This window comes from Streptomyces sp. NPDC033177, assembly GCF_055577715.1.
In genome coordinates this window covers 166964-186454 of the sequence record NZ_JBVIPS010000014.1, presented here as the reverse complement: position 1 = coordinate 186454, position 19491 = coordinate 166964, and the positions used below count along the sequence as shown (strand labels likewise).

At 73.7% G+C, this 19491-nt stretch carries 6 protein-coding genes; all 6 read right to left on the bottom strand.

Going from position 1 to position 19491, the window contains the following annotated elements:
• Window positions 1-36: 36 nt before the first annotated feature.
• The 6 genes from ACZ5U5_RS38645 to ACZ5U5_RS38620 are packed head-to-tail and all read right to left on the bottom strand — an operon-like array spanning window position 37 to window position 19366.
• On the bottom strand, window positions 37-2613 hold the full coding sequence (locus tag ACZ5U5_RS38645) for a peptidoglycan recognition protein family protein (protein WP_469031209.1): 2577 nt from the start codon (window positions 2611-2613) through the stop codon (window positions 37-39).
• The gene (locus ACZ5U5_RS38640; RefSeq protein ID WP_469031207.1) at window positions 2610-6206 is read right to left on the bottom strand and encodes a hypothetical protein; all 3597 of its coding nucleotides are present in this window, start codon (window positions 6204-6206) and stop codon (window positions 2610-2612) included. The genes ACZ5U5_RS38645 and ACZ5U5_RS38640 overlap by 4 nt, the downstream gene beginning before the upstream one ends.
• A complete protein-coding gene (locus tag ACZ5U5_RS38635) occupies window positions 6203-7063 on the bottom strand; it encodes a hypothetical protein (RefSeq protein WP_469031206.1) in 861 nt (286 codons plus the stop codon). The genes ACZ5U5_RS38640 and ACZ5U5_RS38635 overlap by 4 nt, the downstream gene beginning before the upstream one ends.
• Window positions 7060-8628: a hypothetical protein gene (locus tag ACZ5U5_RS38630; RefSeq protein WP_469031204.1), complete on the bottom strand. Its 1569-nt coding sequence runs from the start codon at window positions 8626-8628 to the stop codon at window positions 7060-7062. Before ACZ5U5_RS38630 ends, ACZ5U5_RS38635 begins: the two co-directional genes overlap by 4 nt.
• On the bottom strand, window positions 8625-18680 hold the full coding sequence (locus ACZ5U5_RS38625; protein ID WP_469031203.1) for a DUF6603 domain-containing protein: 10056 nt from the start codon (window positions 18678-18680) through the stop codon (window positions 8625-8627). Before ACZ5U5_RS38625 ends, ACZ5U5_RS38630 begins: the two co-directional genes overlap by 4 nt.
• Complete coding sequence (locus ACZ5U5_RS38620; protein ID WP_469031201.1) at window positions 18677-19366, bottom strand: hypothetical protein; 690 nt, start codon at window positions 19364-19366, stop codon at window positions 18677-18679. The genes ACZ5U5_RS38625 and ACZ5U5_RS38620 overlap by 4 nt, the downstream gene beginning before the upstream one ends.
• Between the last annotated feature and the right edge of the window lie 125 nt (window positions 19367-19491).

Sequence of the window (19491 nt, the reverse complement as noted above, 5' to 3'; positions counted from 1 at the left end):
GACTGACGCTCACTGAGCACACGCGGCAAACCCCACTCAGAAGGGCGTCCCCGGATACACCCGGTGCAGCGCCTCTACGTGAGGCATCAGGAACTGGCCGGGGCACTCGGTGCCGGTCGCGGCCCGCGACTGCTTCTTGCGGGCCTGGTGGGACCAGACGCTGCGGATGCCGAAACGGACGGCCAGGACGTCCACGAGGTCGTTGAGGCTCTGGAGTTGCTCGGGCGTCGCGGTGCTGTCGCCGAAGAAGAACCCGTTCTCCTTGCGCTGCTCGAAGTCGCCGGTGAGCGCGATGCCGAGGTTGGCTGCGTTGAAGAGTTCGGAGTGGTCGCCCTCGATGCCCAGGGGGCGCCCCTCGTAGATGGTGCCGGTGCCGTCGATGACGTAGTGGTAGGCGATGTCGGACTTGCTCTTGTCGATCTGCTCGCGCTGGATTGCTCGTACTCCCTCGGGTGCGAACGTCATGGGGTCGGCCGAGTGGTGGACGGTGATCCAGCGGTAGAAGGAGGCGAGCGGCCAGTTCTCGCTGAGCGGCACGGGGTCGTCTCGGTAGGGCGGTGGTGCCGCGGGGCCCGAGGCGGCCTGATGGAACTCCCAGGCGCGCAGCGGCGGTTCGATCCGCAGCGGAGCCGCTCCCCAGGTGGCGCGGCCCACGACGGACACGGACCGCGACCCCCTCGGTGTGGAGGCCCACAGCTCGTAGTCACCGCGCGCCGGATGCAGGAAGCGCGACTCGTCCCAGCAGGCGGCGACGGGACCGTGCGCGGTCGGGATCGGTCGCGTGCCGCAGGACGTCAGTTGCAGGGGAGTGCGCTCCGGGCGCTGCCCCGAGACCGGAGCGGTGAACCGGCCGATGTCGGTGAGGGCTGTGGTGCGCAGGTCCGACAGGTCGTAGCCGTCGTTGGGGCAGTCGAGGGGGCGGGGCGGCGGTTCCACGACCCTGATCGCCGCGTCGCACCGCGGGCAGACGAGGACGAGCACCTCGCGGGCGACCAGCTCCGTCGTCGTGCCGGGCGGGAGCCGGTGGTGGCGGCCCGGATCGAGCGGCGTGCGGCCGGGCCGCAGCTCGCTCACGCCCACGGGGTCGGTGGCCTCGGCGGCGGGCACCAGCTCGTGGTCGGCGCAGGTGACGCTCCACGCACGCGTCCCGGCGTCGGGGACCGCGACCATGCCCAGCGCGTCGGTCGTCGCGGCGACCCCCGCGTGCCGTCGTCCCGAGGGCTCGATGAGCCGGACGGTGAACCCCGGGAACGGGGTGCCGTCACGGCGCCGGATCCTCAGGGACGTGTCCGCCGGTGGAGAGAGCTCGGCGGCGAGGCCCGCCTCGACGAAGTCCAGTAGGCGGAGCGCCAGTCGGCGTACCTCCGGGGAGCCCGGCGCGAGCACGTCCTTGGCGCGGTCGCGTACCCCCTCGTACGCGCCGCCGAGCGAGAAGCGGAGGAAGTCCTTGGCGAAGGCGACGATCTCCCCGGCGACGAAGTCGACCGCGGCGTCGGCGAAGCGAGGCGGCCCTGACCCTGGCACCAGGGGCAGGGCCGGCGCTCCGGCCAGGGTCTTGGTCGCGGCGACGAAGGCCGTGCAACGCCCTTTCACCGCGCCGTCGTAGTACGCACGCAGTTGTGTCGCCAACGAACGATCCGGGTCGTACGACGCACCGAGATTCACCCCGTCGATGCTGCCAAGCAGCCGGGGCATCGCCGCGTGACGGGTGATCCAGTGGTCCAGCGGCCGGTCCCGGTCCGCGGCGGGCGCTCCGGGCGCGTAGCGGGCACGGACGTACGCCGACAGGGCGAGTCCCAGATCTCCGCTCCAGGTGAGGGCGAGATCGGCTCGCGGGTCCGGGTGCAGGGGTCCGGGTGTCTGCCGGTCGGCCCCGTCGATCCCGGCCAGCACCTGTGCCAGGTCGAGCCGTTCGAAGCCGTTCTGGACTTGCAGCAAGGCCAGTCGGGCGGCGGCAGGGCCGCGCCGTGGCAAGGGGGAGTCCGAAGCCCGGCCGTAGGGCGGGATGTTCCGCCGGTTGTTGACCATCCGGTGCCGGTACTGGGTCAGTTGGGGGTCGACCCGGAGCTTGCGTACGGAGGTCAGGTACTCGAGGTGGGTCCTGCCCGCAGGACGTTCGCTCTCGCCCTCCTCGGCGAGTTCGAGGAAGCCGTCCAGTGTCGCCGACTCCAGCCGGACGCCCTGCTCGGCGAACACTCGCCGGGGCGTGCCGGCGAGGATCCGGTAGTCCAGGTAGCGAGGGGGCGGCAGGTCCGTCCGCAGGTTGATGCGGGTCTCCTGCCGGAAGTAGCCGTCCGCCGTGGTCGGCAGCACCCAGGACGTCTCACCGGTGAGGTGGGCCCGGTCCACTTCGGCCGCCACGCGGAAGGTGTCGGTACCCCGGCCGTCCACGGTGACCCGGCCGATCGTCACCAACGTGAAGTCGGTGGGTACGGGATCGACGAGAAGCCCCTCCAGGTCGCCGTACTGGCGGACCTGAATCAGGAGTGGGCCGTCCGGGAGCGGCGTGCGCGGCCGGATCAGCACCTGGTCGATCTCGATGCCGATCCGAGGCGGGCGGGCCGGTGTCTGTCCGAGGGACGCGGCCGAGAGGCGCGCGAGGGCGGAACTCATCCCGGACCTCCGTCGTCAGGTGTCTCCTGCGCTTCCGGTGCCAGGTGTAGATAGCCCTCCTGGGCCCGTGCCGAGACCTCGGGCAGTAAGGCCTGTTGGCCGGCGGCCACGACGGGGTCGTCCTGCCAGGACAGGGGCGCGGTGCGGCGGGTCCACAGGCGGTCGCCGTCCGGCGCCGGAGTGAGCGGCATGCGGATGGTGGTCGGGTCGACGAGGACGGGACCGACCCGCACCGACGGCACAAGGCGGGCCAGATCCTCCGCGAACCAGTCGCGCAGCAGATCCACGCTCTTGCGGGGCAGCACCCCGCACGTGGCGTGCACCTTGGCGGCCGGGTCCATGAGCAGGGTGAGCCGCACCGTCCGGCCGGGCAGCAGGGACAGTGCGGAGTCGCCGGCCAGGGACGGGGTGCGGACCGGCCGCGGCGCCGTACTGCGTTGTCCGAGGGCGGCGAAGTCGCCGCGGTGCCGGCCCGAGGGCGTGGCGACGCGGGCCACGTCGGCGTGGACGGGGCGGATCAGGCCGTAGTCGTCGTCGACGAAGTAGGCCAGGAGGCCGTCGTCGAGGCGGGTCAGCGCGCCGAGCCGCACCGGGAAGGGCCGCCCTGCCAACCGCGCCCAGACCGCGGCCCGGTCGGCGCGCTGGGCCGGGGAGAGGGTGGGGTGGTCGTCCTCCGGTTCGATGTCCAGGACCAGCCGGGCGCGGACCACCGCAATCGGCCTTCCCACAAGCTGTGCGGTGTGCTCGCTGCCGGTCGATCCGCCTGCCCCGACCGTCGTCGCGGTCGTGTCGACGATGCGCAGGAGCGCGTCCAGCGGGGTGTCGGAGCGGGCAACACCGGCCGCGCGTTCCCTGCCGTCGCGGCCGATCAACCCCTCGGCCAGGCCAAGGAGATGGCGCAGGCGCGGCTGCCCGGCGAAGGCCGCCGACAGCGGGGCTCCCCAGGGCGTACGGTCTCCCGGCGGGCCCTCCCAGACGACGGCGCCGGACAGTGAGTCGTGCGCGAGCTGGCCGAGCGCCCGGCCGCCGGGCGCAAAGAACTCCACCGCCCCGTCCGCGTGGTCGGCGAGCAGCCAGCCCGCCACCGGGCTCACCGCGCCGTCCTGTTGGTCGACGGCCGCCTCGCGCCCGTCGTCGGAGGCGTCGACGAGGCGGAAGGCCAGTGTCGCGGGCTGGTTGATGCGCGGGGGCAGCGCGAGAACGTCCCGGGCAGGGCCGCGTATCCCCGCCCCGACGTACGCGGGCGGGGTCGCCGGATCCAGCAGATCCACGGTCCTGCCGTACGCGTCCACGACCCGCAGTTGCCGCACCCGGACGAACCCGGCCCGCAGCGGGTGAGGCGGCCGGGTCGGCGCGGGAGGTACGCCGGGGGTGGTCGCCAAGTCGTCGGTGAAGCCGAGCATGCGCTCGCGCAGCCGGTCGAAGCCGGCCGACACCAGGTCGGGCACCCCCTGGGAAGCCGCAAGTCGACGTATCCGGCTCTCCAGCGCGTCGTCGACCCTGCCCTCGCCGCGCAGATCGAGGCGGTCCTCCTCAGCGAGGAACCGGGAGATGTCGTCGCCGAGCGATCGGGAAGGCGCCGAGACGAGTGAGGACCTGCCGCGCAGCACGACAGCCCCGGCCTGGGAGAATCCGGCACTTGAGTGCGGGGCGAAGTCGAGCTCACCCAACTCCCAGTCCCCGGCGGCCGGACGGGGACTCCACTCGACCTCCCACTCGCACCACAGCGGCACCCACGCCTGACGCCACAGCGTGATCCCGACCGGAGAGGCCCCCTTGCCGTCCTTGAGGGAGAGATGGGTGAGCGGCGCGGCACGGCTGGGGAAGGCCAGGGACCAGACCATCATCGCGCCCTCGGCCCGCAGCCGCCGCACGACCTCCGTCAACGGCAGCCCGTACCTGGGGAGTCGGCCGAGTGTCTCCGTGTAATCGGCGTACGGATCCTCGACGGCCGCCTCGACGAGCAGCGCGTCGGCCTCCGGTGGGAGCGAGCCGTGGTCGAGCCCGCGTGCCAGCAGGTCCCTGCCGTCGATGAACCCCGCCAGGCGCGTCACGGTGTCCCCGGTCAGCCGGCAGGCGAGGCGTTCGCCTGGCGTACGGGCGCGGTCGTAGCCGTGTCGCAGGGATCGGCGCAGGCCCCGCAGTACGAGTACGGGGTCCTGGGGGTGGAAGCGCCGGGGCAGCGGCCGTGGCACCGGCTCGGTGCGGCGCGGGTCGGCGGGCGGCGCCACGCGTTCGGGGCTGGTGTTCAGAAGGTGCAGGTCCGTGAGGGTGTCGCGGCCCACCGTGAGGTCGGGGACACCGGCCGCGGTGTCCCTGCGGACCTGGTCGAGGGCCGGGGTCGGGGGAGTGGTGGGCCTGAGGTCGGTGAATGGGTCGCCGGTGGCGACGCGTTCGACGCGGCTCGCTCCTGGGCGTGCGACGAAGCTCCTGGCGTGCATCTCCTCCTCGATCCGCGCGAGACCGTCGGGCTCGGCAAGGTCCGTGGCGAGCCCGTGCGCGAAGGCCTGGTACAGGATCTCGGCGTCGGGCCGCCCCAGTTCGCCGGCGACCAGCGCGGCGAGCGCCTCCGCGGACGTGGCTCCGAACGCCACCCGCGGCGTGCCGGGTTCGGGCCGTGGGTCCTCGGTCGTCCGGGGGTCCGCGTGCACCCCGTACACCACTCCGTGGAAGATGGACTGCCGCGGCCACCAGGCCTGCGGGTCGGCGGCGGGCTGCCGTGCCTCGAAGAGACCTGCGAGCGGTGCGGAGTTCGGGGGCGGCAGGTCGGCCGAGCGTCGGCCGAGCGCCTGTGCCCCGGCGGCGGAGCGTTCGGCATCGGCCTGGGCGCGGACGAGCCGGGCGGTGTCCACCTGCCAGCCGAGCCGGTCGAGGCCGGCGTGGAACGCGGCGGGTGTGTCGGCCACCGCGAGGGGGTCGAGTTCGGGGCGGGAGTACCAGCCGACCACGACGTACGCCAGCGCGGTGCGGTGGCGCACGGGCACCGTCGACCAGTCGTCGTGGTGGGCGAAACGCTCGGCCACGTTGTCGTAGGAGGCGGCCCAGGCCGGGTCTCCGCCGCAGACGGCGGTGAGCTGCTGCGGGCTCAGCAGCGGGGTCCGGTAGGCGCGGGCGGTGCCAGGCTGCCATCCGTCGAGCTCGCTGGTGCCGCCCTTCTCGGCCTCCAGGACCCAGGCCTGCAGGGCGCGGGGCGGGCCCGTGCAGTGGTCGAGGCGGACCACCGCCCAGCGGTCGGGCAGCGCGGGCCAGACCGGCTCGGCCCCCGGCCCTTCGGCGACGGCGTGGGTCAGCGCGTCGGGCAGCGCCCAGTGCAGATGGACGCCAGGCGGGAGCGGCGCGGCAGGTGTGAAGGGATCGGGCGCGTGTGGTCCCGGCGCGTTCGGGTCACGGGAGAGCCCGTCGAACAGGCGCAGCCCGACGTCGGCCCTTGCCTCCTGGACTCCCTCGTGTACGACCAGGGCCTGCACGTCGACCGGTACCAGGAGCCGGGGCCCGCGGTGCAGTCCGGCCGACCACGAGCGGGAGGTGGCGGAGGTCAGTCCGGTGCGCGCGGAGACTGCGAACGCGGGGTGCAGGGGAAAGGCCTCGCTCATGACGGCTCCTCGAAGGCTTCGGCCAGGTCCTCCAAAGAGATGGACGGGCTGAACAGCGGGCCCTCTTCCGTTCCGGAGAACTCCTGCTGGTACGGGTTCTGCACGAGCTGCAGCGCCAGGCCCGCCGAGCCGTCGGAGTCCTTTTGGCCGAGGTCGGCGTGGAGCCTGCGGACGTCGACGACGCCCGCGCCCGTGGCGCGGAACAGGACGGTGGTGGTCCCTGCGGGCTGTGGTGGGCGGCGCACGACGGTGAACACGCCGCCGTCCGAGACCTCCACGCCGAACTGCAGCCCCTGGTGCGGCTCTTCGATCAGGACACGGGTGGGCAGGCCGTCGAAGAGTGCCAACAGCACGGCGGGCGCCAGGCGTTCGACGCGCAGCGGACGCAGCGGCTGCTCGTCGTGGAAGGCTTGTGTGCGCAGCCCCGGCCAGCCGGAGACGGCGCGCGAGCGCAGCAGGAATCCCGTGACCGTGCTGACCGGCTCCGCGTCGTAGGACAGGCCCGGCTGCGCCGCCTTGATCCATACGTTGCGTTCGGCGGCGTCCACGGCATCGCGGACCTGGCGGTGCCTGGCCACGAGATGGGACCGGTCCCGGGTGGTGGAGGCGCCCGCGGCGAGTGCGCCGTCCACGGCCGCGTCCGTCCAGTTCCGGTCGAGGAAGAAGAACCGCGCGGATTCCAGGGGCAGGAGCCGTTCGTCGGTGACGAGATAGGTGAAGGGGACCCCCTCCAGCAGGCGCAGCCGGGCGAGCCAGTCGAGGACGTCGTCCGGGGGCGGCTGGGCCGCGCTGATCTTGCCGGTGGCAGCGGTGAGTACCTGCTCGACGGCGTCCTCGGAGCGGTATCGGGCGCTCATGGGAAGAGCTCCTCCAGGGTGGTGGGCGCGTGGGAGGGGTCGAACAGCGTGGCGTCCGGGTCGAGCCCCGCCTGCCGGGCGATCTCGCGGACCCGCTCGTGCAGGGCGTCGCGGAGCGGGTCGAGGTGGCCGGGGTTCTGCCGCAGCCCGTCGAAGGTCTGGACGAGCGGCGAGGCGGGCGGCGCGGGTTCGGTGTCGGTGCTCACCGGCAGGTCCCCGAGGATCTGCTGTACGAGATCCTTCCGCAGACCCGTGCCGGACACGATGAGATCGGGCGGGAACCTCGGCAGCGCCCACTCGGCGTCGGCGAGCGGGACCGGCGTGCCGAGCGGTTCGCGGCCGTCGACGAGTGTGCCGATCAGGGCCAGGCCGAGCCCCTGGCCGACCGTGAGCCGGGTGAGCCCCAAGTCCCGTACCTCTGGTACGAGTTCGAGGGCCGCGGCGGTGAGGTCGAGTGCCAGGGTCCGCCTGCGCCACTCGCGCAGCGAGGCCAGGAACCGCGGGGACGACAGCGCGAGCAACCGGCCGACCTCGTGGGCCGCGGCCATGGAGAGGTCCTCGAGGCCGTCGGTGGCGACGGCACGGCCCTGGTCCGCCGTCAGGAACGGGGTGCCCGCCGCGCGCCGTGGCACCTCACGCGGCGTCAGCGGCCCTCGATACCAGGCGGCCGTGTCCTCGCCGCGCCGCGTGGTATGTCCGATGACGGTGTGCCCGCTGGGTGCCACCGCCGGACACGTGCCCTGCACGGTGCCGAGCGCTCCCACCTTGAGCCGCTGCATGAGGGAGCCGAAGTCGCCGGGCTCCGGCGCGCAGCGGAACCGCCAGTGCGCGAGGACCGGGAAACTGACGGCCGGGCCACCGGGCGCGGCCTCGCCGCTGCCGGGGCTGCCACCCGGATCGCCGGTGGCGGTGGGCAGTTCGGCGATGCGGCCCTCCAGGGAGACCAGACACGCCCGGTAGGCGAGCCCGGGGCGTGGCAGCCGGGCGCAGATGGCGACCGCCAGGAATCCGTCGTCGTCACCGAGGGAGAGCTCCGAGTCGCCGAGCGACACCTCCCGTACGTGGCACAGCAGTTCCAGCTCGTCGGGGCGCGGGAACAGCGCGTGGACGACGCCGCGGGTGGTGTCCAGACGGTCGCAGGTCCCCGAGGCGCCGGTGACGCCGAGCGCGCCGTGCAGGGCGGCGGGGGCCGCGGTGCCCACCGGCACGTTGGGGGCGAGGGTGCCCTCGCTCTCCGTGAGCAGGACGAGCGCGAGCCACGGCCGGCGCTGCGGATCTGCGTCGACGGTCACCAGCCGCTCCCAGGGCAGGGTGCGACGGCGCAGTGCGACCTGCGCGAAGCGGCTGTCGAAGGAGCCGACCGCCTCCGGCGGGGGAAAGACGCTGCGCAACTCGCCGGGAGGCAGCGTGAATTGGGGAGCGGTGACGAGCGCGTGGCGTTCCACCGGGGTGATCGGGCCGCCCTGGTCGACCGTCTGCGTCATGCGGACCAGGTGCGGTCCCGCCGTCACCGGCGGGCGGGCGAAGCCGTGCAGACGGTACTGTCCCAGGCCCAGTTCGGTCATCGCACCGCTCCGATCCATGTCACGGCCGACTGTCCGGAGCCTTCGCCCGCCAGATCGCCGGCGAGGGCGGGCAGGCCGTAGCGGAGGATCGCGACGGCGACCCGCTGTGCGGGCTGCGCGCTGCCCAGCACACCTGCGGGGCGCCAGCGTTCGTCGTATCCGGTTGTGACCGACACCGAGGCCCCGCCCTGTGGCGTCACCGGATAGAGCAGGAGGCTCTGCCCGCCTTGCTCGATGGCGAGGGGTGGTGCCGGTTCCGTGGCGCCGCGGACCCGCTCGGCGCCGTCGAGACCGAGCAGCAGCCCGTCGGTGTCCTTCACGGGTTCCGCGGCGGACAGTACGAGGACGACGCAGCGCGTGGAGGGGGGCAGTTCGGTGGTGATCAGGCCCCGCTGTCCGACCAGTTCGTCACCCGTGACGAGGGCGGCGCGTGCCGGCCGCAGCCCGCGCTTGGCGCCGGGCGCGGGGGTGCTGACCCGGGCGCCCGGCACGAGGACGGTGCCCGGCAGCACCTGTGCGCCGCACGTCGACGGATGCCAGCCGGAGAGGCCGGCGCGCCGGGGGCGGTTCGCCGCCGGCGTCGTCCCCAGGCCGATGAGGGTGAGGATGTGCGCGCCGCGGGGGACCGGCAGTTCCGTCGTGGCCGCCACCTCTGAGTCCAGGAGCGCGGCCCCTGCCCGGTCGAGTGCCACGACCCGGACCCGCTGATCGCCGGTGAGGGTGAGGCGTGGTCGTTCGGTGCCTACGTCGTCGGCGGCGCGGAGCAGCCGCCACACCTGGACCTGACCCGCGCCGAGCCGCACCGTGCCGTCCACGATGTCCCGTTGGCCCGAACGCAGCCACGGGGCCGAGGCGTCGGCGCTCAACAGGCCGCGCAGCACCTCCCGTTCCTCACCGCCGCGCGAGAAGCGCCGCCCCCGGTCACGCGCGGTCGCCCCGGTCGTCGCGACGCTGTCCGCGAGCGCGGCCATGGTGTGCAGCCGGGCGGCCGTGGGCAGCGCCTGCGCACGGGCCTCGGCCAGGGTGGGCGCGGCCCGGCGAGGGTACTGCGGCGAGCGCACCGTGGTGCGCCCGTCACGACGGACCGGGCCGACCGGCGGCCGCAGGGATGCCAGGAGCACCGGCGGCACGACGAACGGTGGCTCGGGGTCCGGCTTCTGCGGCAGCCGTCGAGGGACGAGTGGCCGCGGCGGCAGGACCGGAGCCACCAGCCCTTCGGTGATCCTGGCGAGCCGGGGCGGCGAGATCCGGTCGGCGGCAAGGAGCGCGAGGGCGAATCCGCTCGGCCTGTCCGGGCTGCCCCTCAGACACCGGCTGAACGCCGCGAGCCCCGCGCCGCGCGCGAGGAACTCGGTCGTCCGGCCCAGCGTGTCAGGGCCGGACTGCGCGCGCGACCACCGCAGGGCCGCCTCCATGGCGGCGGACCAGGCGCCCGCCGGATCGCGGTCCTCGCTCAATGGCAGCGGCCGCCGCTCACCGGTTTCGACATCGTCGACGGAGCCGGTGGTGAGCCCGCCGCCGAGACGGGTGATCGCGGCGAGGACGAGCCCGGTGAACGCCTCGCGTACGCCGCCCTCGTCCAGCTCTACGTCGTCGAACCAACGCCACACGCCGTCCGGGACGTTGCCGCGCACGGCCGTCGTCGCCAGTGCCACCGCGGATCCGACCGGAGCGCCGCCCGCGTCGAGCCGGACCATCTCCACGCTGTGCTCGGAGACCACGTCGACGCGCCCCATCGGGCCGAGGTCGAGCGCGGACCCGGCCAGCACCATGCCACCGGCCCGGTTGCTCGCCGTACGCGTGGTGGACACGAGGGCGAACTCTGAGGTGAGCCGCAGCGGGTGCGCCCGGCTGCCGTCCTCCGCGGAGGCGCCCGCGCTGCCCGGATCGAGGACCGCGCCACCCGCTCGTACGGTCAGGCTCATCGTCTCGCCATGCGGGTCACCGGCGACCAGATACTTGTCGTGGAACGCGGCCCATCCCAGCGGCGGCGGGGATTCGGGGGTGCCGACGGCGCCGAAGGCGACCTCGACCTTGGCCACGTCGAGGTCCAAGAGCGCCACTCCACGCAGGTCAGGTCCCTGCACTTGCAGCTCTGCCGAGATCGAGAAGCCCAGGGTGATCCGGATGTGGACGAACCAGACCCGGATGTCGATCTCCAGGCGGGCACTGACGGCGACGTACACCCCGACGTCGTAGAAGAAGGGGTCCCAGGAGACCAGCGCGTCCAGGCCCGCGACGAACGACGCCTGGACGCAGCCGCCGTCGAAGGCGACCTCCACGCGGGCGCCGGCCATGACGCAGCTGGAGGTGAGCGTGAAGTAGGACTCGCCCTTGATCGCGATGGCCTCGCTGACCTGCCAATGGATGCCGAGGCGGGGCACGTCGGGATAGTGGGCGGGCTTCGCGAACCGCGGATGGTAGCCGCCCAGGGACAGGACGAACTCGCCGGTGCGGAACCAGATCACCATGGCGAATCCGCCGCTGAGCCGGCAGTCGCGGCTCAGCAGCCAGGAGTTGTCGGTCAGTTGGGCCTCGACGGACAGGACCGCCTCACGCGAGGAGAAGTGGGCGCGCAGGGCGAGTTCGATGGAGGCGATGGGCGCCGCGGGGTTAGGCAGGCACATCCGGGACAGGCCGAGCAGGACCACCTCGACGTCCTTGTCGAAGGCCACGGCCAGCACAGCCACGGACTCCACAACGGTGAAGCTGGTGAACCGCACCGCCGCGGCCAGCCAGAACGCCCCGCGCCGCGGCGGGAACGTGCGGCCCATCGAGTCCAGTGCCTTCATCGGCTCGCGGACCAGCTCACTGCTCGGGTCCAGGGCCGCCACGAGCGGGAACTCCCCGACGTCGGTCACCTTCGAGGGCAGTTCGAGCCCCCGGTTGAGGCCGAGTCCGGCGCCGATGCCCGTGATGAAGAAGGCGGGCGGGCCACCGATGGGCGCCGCGATCGCGGCGATCCCGAACATCGAGGTGTAGCGCTCGGCGGAGTCCTCGACCGGGTAGGTGCCGTACGCGCCCACAGCGGTGAGCCCGAAGCCCGCCGCCTCGACCTTGAGCATGCCCGCGTACTCCACACCGCCGTCGCGTTCGCGCTTGCGCAGCCCGCCGGCCACTTTGACGCTCGGGCCGTTGTAGGAGACGGCGAGACCGGCGAGGCCGAGGCGCCAGGTCGCGGGGTTGGCGGGCGTGGCCCAGGGGACGTAGAGCGCCAGGTCGTCGACGCCGACGGCAAGGCCCCCGAGCGCCACGCCGCCGTCGACCAGCACGCCCACTTCTCGCAGCCGGTCGCCGTCGTAGGTGACGGCCAGTCCGACCTGTTCCAGGTAGATCGGGCCGAACTGCTTCTCCACTCCCAGCCACCACGGGCCGGACCCCGCGCCCGCGCTCAGCCGCAGCGTCACGGGGTCCCGGCCCTGTTTCCACAGGACCAGTGCCGGATGGAAGCCGGGCGCGGCCGGGGTGGCGTCGCCGCCCGCGGCATCCGGCTGCAGGATCTTCGCGGCGACCGGATTGGTGCCGCCCCCGGCGGAGCCGAGCGGCACGGCCATTCCCTTCAGCGCCAGCCGCGCGCCGGCGTGCCGGAACCCGGCCGTGTCCAGCGCGTACGAGCAGTGCAGCTCCAGCGCGTCGATCCGCAGCCCCTGGTCGAGCAGTGGGCCCTTCGCACCGCCCGCCGTGAACCCGAGCCCGCGCACACGCAGCGCGGGGGAGAACCGTGGGTCGGGACCCGGCAGCGTGTCCGGCAGGCTGCCGAGCCACACCTCCGCGTGCGACGTGCCCGCACCAGTGGTCGGCGGCTCCCAGGAACCATCCGCCGACAGGGCGAGGACGACATCCCCCAACTCCAGGAGCGGATAAGGCGTTTCGACGAGCTCGAGACCCAGCCCGTACCGGCTCTGCCCCTGTCCCTCCTCGGCCCTGAGGAGCCGCAGCCGCACCGGCCCCAGGCGAGGCGTCACCGCGAGCAGGAAGCCCGCCAGAGCACTCAGTACCCGCGGGGTCGGTGTATCGAGCAGCCCGTCGGCCAGCCGCCAGGGAGCACCGGGCGGGCTGCCGGTTCCGGTCAGGACCTGCGCGGCGTGCACGATCGCCCCCACGTTGGTTTCGCTGCCCACAGGCGTCTTGAGCAGCTCGGTGACCGGAGCCGGAGTGAGCGCCAGATCGGCGGCAAGGGGGACCACCACACGCCGCATCAACTTGGGCACGGCCGCCGCGACATCGGCGGCGTCGTCGTTTCCACGACGGTGTACGAGCGGGGGACTGCCCGGCAGCCGCACGACCAGCGCCTCGCGGTCCGTGGCTCCGGGCGGATCGAGCCACAGGCCCGCTTCGACCCGGCCGTCGACACCGCCCAGCGCGATCCGCGCGAACGGCATGAGGTCGACCGGGCCCGGGAAGAGGGCATCGGGATCGACGACGGACCACAACAGGTGCGAGGGGCCGAGTCCGGCCGTCGTGGCGGTGAACGACACCTCGGCGTCCGTACCGGGCGCGGGATGCAGGCCGCTCGCGGTGACGGTGAGGCGCGGCTCGCCGCCGGGCGCCGCGTCGACGTCGACGACCAGGCGGCCGCCGGGACTGCGCCAGAGAACGGGCGGCTGCGCGGCCGCATCCCCGATCAGGGCGCGGGCGAGCCCCTTCAAGGCGCCCGTCACCTCGGCCGGATGCCGCCGGAACCGCGCACCGAGCTCGTCGGCGGGAGCGGACGCCAGCAGCTTCAACTGGTCGATCGAGGCCGACCCGTTGGCCCCGGTCAGCTCGAGCGCCGGCAGCAGTTTGGTGAACGCCGCGGCGATCCGTGCGAGCCGCGGATCGGCCGGAGCGCCTGGCTCGGCCAGGTCCCGCAGCGCGTCCAGCAGCATCGGAAGCGCGTAGCGCGCCGCCTGCTCACCGAGCTCTGTGAGCGCGCCGAGTCCCGGCGTTCGCGGATACAGCGGGATGTCGAGCCGGGGCGCCCCGGCACGTGGCGTGAGCCGGGCGGACACCCTCACCTCGGGCCCGGCCTCCAGCTCCAGACCGATGGCGAACCCACCAGGACCGGACCGTTCGGCGGACAACGTCAGCCAGGCGGTGACGACAGGCCCCGGCCGCACTCGCCAGCGCACGGCGGACTCCACTGCCGAGGGCAATGCCCCGTCCCGCAGCCGCAGTGTGACCTCCAGGTCCGCGCCGTTCTCGGCGACGGCGATCGCACCCCGTCCCGGCAGCGGGAGGGCATTCAACCCGCCGGGTACGCCGATCAGTTGGGCCACTGAGTCCAGCAGTCGGACCACGCGTCCCGGCGCGAGCTGGAAGGGCTCGCCCGGCGCCCGGTCCGCGCCGAGAACCTCCGTGAGCCGTCGCGTCGGCGCGGCGAGGAGGGGAACGGGGGAGCGGACCGACGACGGAGCCTCGGGGTGGCCCGGGTCGCGCGCCAGGAGGCCGAGCACCTCAAGGAGCGGGTCGAGGACGATGCCGCGCTCGCGCAGGGACTGCAGGCCCCAACGGATTACCTCGCCACCGGCGGTGAGCATCAGCATGCGGGCCAGCGCCGCCAGGTCGGGTTCGGGCAGAACGGCCGCCTCGGCATCTCCGGAGCGCAGCCTGAGCGTGAGGGCAGGGGCGTGGTGCGGAGCGGCGACGAACGTGCCATGCAGGGTGGCGACATCGGCGAGCGGCAGCCCGCGCTCCGGCGTGCCGACGGTGATCACGCCATCGCGGCCGACGTCCACGACGAGACCACCGGCGGACGGCAACTCCGTGCCGCAGTCCGGAAGTCCGGTCAGTCGGCGCAGCGTGCCGAGCGCCGCGGGGTCGGACAGGACGTCCCGTACAAGCCCTGAAGGATCGGCGATCACACGCTCCAGGGCGTCCGGCCGGATCTCCACCCGCTCGTCGCCCGTCAGGGCGGCCACATCCGCCCGCACGAGGAGGTCCACCAGGTCGCGGACGGGCCCGGCGGACGGCCGCGGCGACAACTGCTCCGCCAGCAGCCCCAGAAGCCGACGAGCGGCCGCGTCCAGAGTGTGCGGGGTGATCGCCAGTCGGCTGTGGACCACTCCGTCGAGCGCCACGTCATGGAGCACGGCCGAGGCCGAGGAGTCCGCGAGGCGGGGGCCGACGGCGACCAGCAGCTCCGCGCTGCGCAGGCGCGGTGGCGGCGCCGCCTGTGCCCCGGCCTGCGGTGGGCCCTCGACGAGCCAGCCGTCGGGCCGCCGCAGCGTCAGCCGCACGCCCAGTCGGGGCGTGGGCCGCACCGCCTGCCCCTGTGCGGCGGACAGCGCCACGCGCCACGCGTCTAGGCGCAGTTCAGTGCCGCAGGCGATGCCCCCGGCGGTGGTCGCCTCGGTGCGGAAGCTCAGGCCGAGGCCGAGATGGGTGGCGCGGGCGCGGCTCTGCGCGGCCCTGCCGCCCGGAAGCTGCCGGCGGACCTGTGCCGCCACTTCGGCGACGAGGGCGGTGAGTGCGCCGTGCAGTTCGTCGAGGGTGAACTCCGTGACGACGTTCAGCATGGGAGCGGACGCCTGTGACGGCACGGCCATCGGCGTGAACGCCGACACCGGGAACGGCACGGAACGTCGGCCCGCAGTGGCGTCACCGCTCACGGCAGCCCAGGTGGACAGGAGTTCGGTCAGTGGTGCGGCACTGGCGGGGATGCCCGCGGGGAGCAGGTCCGTCAGAGACTGCAGCAGCCGGAAGGCGTCGCGTACGCCCGGCAGTTCCAGTCCGTCGAGAGGGTGGGGCCGCGCGGAGTCGGACAGCGCCCCGCCCAGCGTGACGAGGTGTGCGAGGCCGCCTTCCGACCAGATCTGGACGGCGGCCCGGGCCGCCAGGGAATGCGCCACGAGTACGACCGGCGCCCCGGCGAGGCGCCGGAGTTCGGCAACGGCCCGCCGCAGGCGGGCCGTTGCCTCGGGTGTCGGCGGAAGCAGGACGTACCACGGGCCGCTCGCGGCAAGCCCGCCGAGGTCGAAGGACTCGGCCGCGAGGTCAGGTGTCCGCAGATCAAGGAGGCGCGCCCCGGGCGTCTCCGGCTGACCGGGCCACGGACGTATGCCGGGCAGATCGCTGGAGACGTACACAGTGCGCAAGGGATCGGCGGTGGGCAGATGGTCGGTCAGCTTGTACGTCTCCGGTGCGCGGAGGTGACCGTGCGGCACCGCGGCGGCGGAGTTCGTCGCCCCGGACACCACCTGCGCGGAGGAGGGCAGCAGTCCGTCGCTGCCCGCGGCGTACTCGAGCAGCTCCCCCAGGCCGGCCGCCAAGTCACGGCGCCCGTCCAGGAGGTCGGACAGGGAGCTGTCGAAGCGAGCGGCACCGGCGAGGACTGTCGTGAGCCGGTCGATGCCGGGGAGCGGGGCCGTGCCGTCCAGCGCCGCGGTCAGATCAGCGGTGACGAGCTCGTCGAGCACCGCGCCGAGACCCTGCAGTCCGGGCCCCTCGGGATCGAGCCATACGAGGAGTTCGGGACCCGTGACCGATGCGGATGCCGAGGCCGGTTCTCGCGGCGAGGCGCCGAGCGGCAGCCGCCACGGGCGGTCATACGTGCCGTCGCCCGCGACCGCCACCTCTCGGATCTGCTCCGGCCCGCCCCGAGAAAGGAGTTCGCGGACCAGCGCCACCGCGGCCATGCTGCGATCCGTGGCGCCACCGCCCGCCAGGACGTCCCCGAGCCAGGACCGGAGCGCGTCCACCGGGTCGGCGACAAGGCCCTCCAGCGGCAGTGGCGGCCAGTCGGCGAGCAGCTCGCCCAGGTCGAGGCCCGAGTCCTCCTCGCCCGGCACCCGCAGCCGTCCGCGCGCGGGCAGCCAGCCGAGCAGGGCGGCCACCACCTCCCGGGGGTCGAGTCCGTCCGCAGGCGTCGTGCGCAGCAGCGCGAGGCCGGCGAGCCGCGTGAGCGCGGGCCACAGCGCCGAGCCGGTCCCGGGCGGCAACGGGTCGGCCCCTGTGGCCAGTTCGAGCGGATCCGGCAGCGCCACCTCATCGTCGCCGACCATGACCGAGGCCTTGGCAATCCGCGCGCGGGCCGCCCATCCGGCCCCCTGCCGCCACCCACCGGCCAGCAGGAAGGAGCCCGCCTTGAGCCGTAGAGGCCCGGCGTCGAGCACGAGGTCGTCCCCCCACGTCAGCCGCAGCTCGGCGGCGACCAGCGCGGCGACGGACGGCGGGTCCACGAGGGGCAGCGTCAGCCGCACGGCTTCCAGGACGGCGGACACTCGCACGGCTCCGCCGGCGATGGGCAGCGTCGCCGCATCCATCCTGATCCCGACGGTCAGCCGGGGTGCGTCCCCGGCCTCGTCCTGCCACAACACTACGGACATCCGGACGGGCAGTCCCGGGCCGTCCACGGGGACGACCCAGGGGTCCGCGCCGCTGCCCGCGCCGGTCGGGAGGGGAGCGCGCACCAGTACGGCCAACTGCTTGGCGAGGGTGCCCCATCGGCCAGGGGTGTCGGCGAGTACCCGCGCGTGGTAGCGCAGCAGTGCGGCCGCCGGGTCGCTGAAGAACTGGGTGAGGGGCGGCAGCTTCACCGGCCAGCCGGGAGCCGGTTCGCGCAGGGCCAGCAGAGCGAGCAGGGCCGTGGCACGCCGGGCGCCACCGTCCTCGTCGTCGGAGAACAGCGTCTCCAGCGCGTCGGTCAGGGCGTCCACGCCCACCTGAGCGGCGGCCGCGGCCAGCGCCTCGACGCTGGAGAGGTCCAGACGCGCGTACGGATGCCCGTCGAGGACGATGTCGGCCGCCTCCAACAGGAGCCGCACGTCGCGGTCCGCGCCGACCGAGAAGCCGACCGACAGCGTCCCCACGCTCAGGACGGCCGGCTGTGGTGGGGCGGGGCGGCGCACCAGATGCCCCTCGGCGCCGGACACCTCGACGTGTACGCGGGCTTCGGGCAGCCAGAGCACCTCGGCTTCGCCGCCCAGCCGGACGGCCAGCAGATCCGCCGCCGCATGCACGGAGGCCGCCTCGGACATCTCGGCCGCGGCCGCCAGCCCCAGCCTGAACTCGAGCCCGTCGTCCGCCGCCTGAGCGACGAGTCGTACGCAGACCTGCACACCCGGCAGCGGACTGACGCAGAGCAGATACGGCGACGCGCTGGTCCCGTCGCCCTGCACAGGGAGCTCGGGCGAGAGCCCGATCAGCTCGGCAAGCGTCTCCAGCCACGCCCGCGCCGCAGGGGGCGGCACCGGTTGACCGGGCTTGGGAAGGAACACCGCGCGCACCCAGTCGGCGAGCACCAGCGGTTCGGAACGGGGGAGTTCGGCCAGCGGGAGCGGTGGAATGACCGAGGTGTCGCCAAGCCCGAACAGCGTGAGCAGCCGCCACATCCGGTCGGCACTGTCGGGGTCGATCGTGCCCCGGGACCGGAGCAGCTGGGTGAGGAGATCGGTGAGCAGGGGAATCAGCGCGCCCAACTCGTCGGGAAGCGACCCGTCGTCGATGGACAGATCGCGCACAGGCCTGTCCGGGATCCGCAGCCCTGTCAGGCCGAGCCGCAGCCGGACGCGGCCGTCGGCATGGGTGGGGACGTCCGCCCCGACGCGCAGGCCGCCCAGCCCGAAGTCGCCGGGCATGGAGGGCAGTGTGAGGTTCACCGCGACACGGATGTCGCCCTGCGCCGTACCCAACAGGAACTGTGCGCCGCGGGGGCCGGTCCCCAGGATCGGTACGACGAGCGAGGCGGCGCACTCCACCTCGGCGCCCCGCAGCGTGGCACGGGCGGCCAGCGACAGCGTCACCGTGTCGCCGGACGCGTCCACCACCAGATACAGGCGCCCCGCCCCGGCACCGCTCCCCGTGGGCAGGGGGATCCAGGCCCTGCCGGGTTGGGCGCCCTCCGTTTCGAGGGCAGCGCTCTTCGCACTGCCGAGCAACGCCGTGGCGAGCTCCAGCGCGGCCGTACGCCGCACCGGATCACCGAGCACGCCGGACAACTGTTTGGCGGGGTCCTTGAAGAAGGCCTCGTCCACCTCGAGGCCGGCCGTCGCGCCGCCTTCCGGATCGCCCTTGAGGACCCCGAGTGCGACGGCCAGGCGTACGAGTTCCGCGGGCAGACTCGGGATGGTCATCGCCGCCTCGGGGTGTCGATGGCGTGCAGGGCCTGGGGTACGACGGTGAGGACTCCGTTGGAGGCGTGGACGGCTCCGGGGATGAGCGGCCGGCAGTGCTGGTCCTCGCCGACCAGTGAAGCGACGTACCGGCACACCGCGATCAGTGCCTGCCAGCTCGCGGCCACGGCCGTTTCGCCCCAGACGTCCACGAGGAGCTGGGGACCGCGCGCGGTCGTCTCGGCCGCCATGACCAGCCCGGCCGGAGCCTGCGGAGTGCCCACGGCCATCGGAACGACGAGCTCCACCTGTTCCGTGCCGCCACCGGCGAGCTGATCGCAGTACGTGCGCAGCCCGACCAGGACGACACCTTTCAGCAGCGCCGTACGACTCTCCTGGTGCTGGATGCCCAGCTCGCTGTCCAGGTCCTGCCAGACGAACCACCCGTACCGCTCCTCGCCCCGGGCCAGAGCGGCACGGAACAGGCACTGGAAGAGGAAGTCCCGTACGTCCAACGGCGGCGCGGGCCACCCGGCCGACCATCCGCCCACGGGCTGCCTGCCGCTCGCCTCGGCCCGCAGCCTCTCGAGTTCGTCGCGGCACTCGCCGGACAGCGGAGCCTGCTCGAGATCGCGGTACGACCAACTGTCCTGTTCGGCCCACTCGGGACCGGACCGGGCGACGGCCGGCACGTGAGAGAACGCCATAACGGACCCCTCCGGAAGCTACGGCCAGAGCCGGAGCCCTCCTTTGTCCCCTCCACGTCTACTAGGTGATCTTGTGGTGCCGCATACGCCAGGAGACGTATTAGGGGAGCCGTCTAGACGCGAGT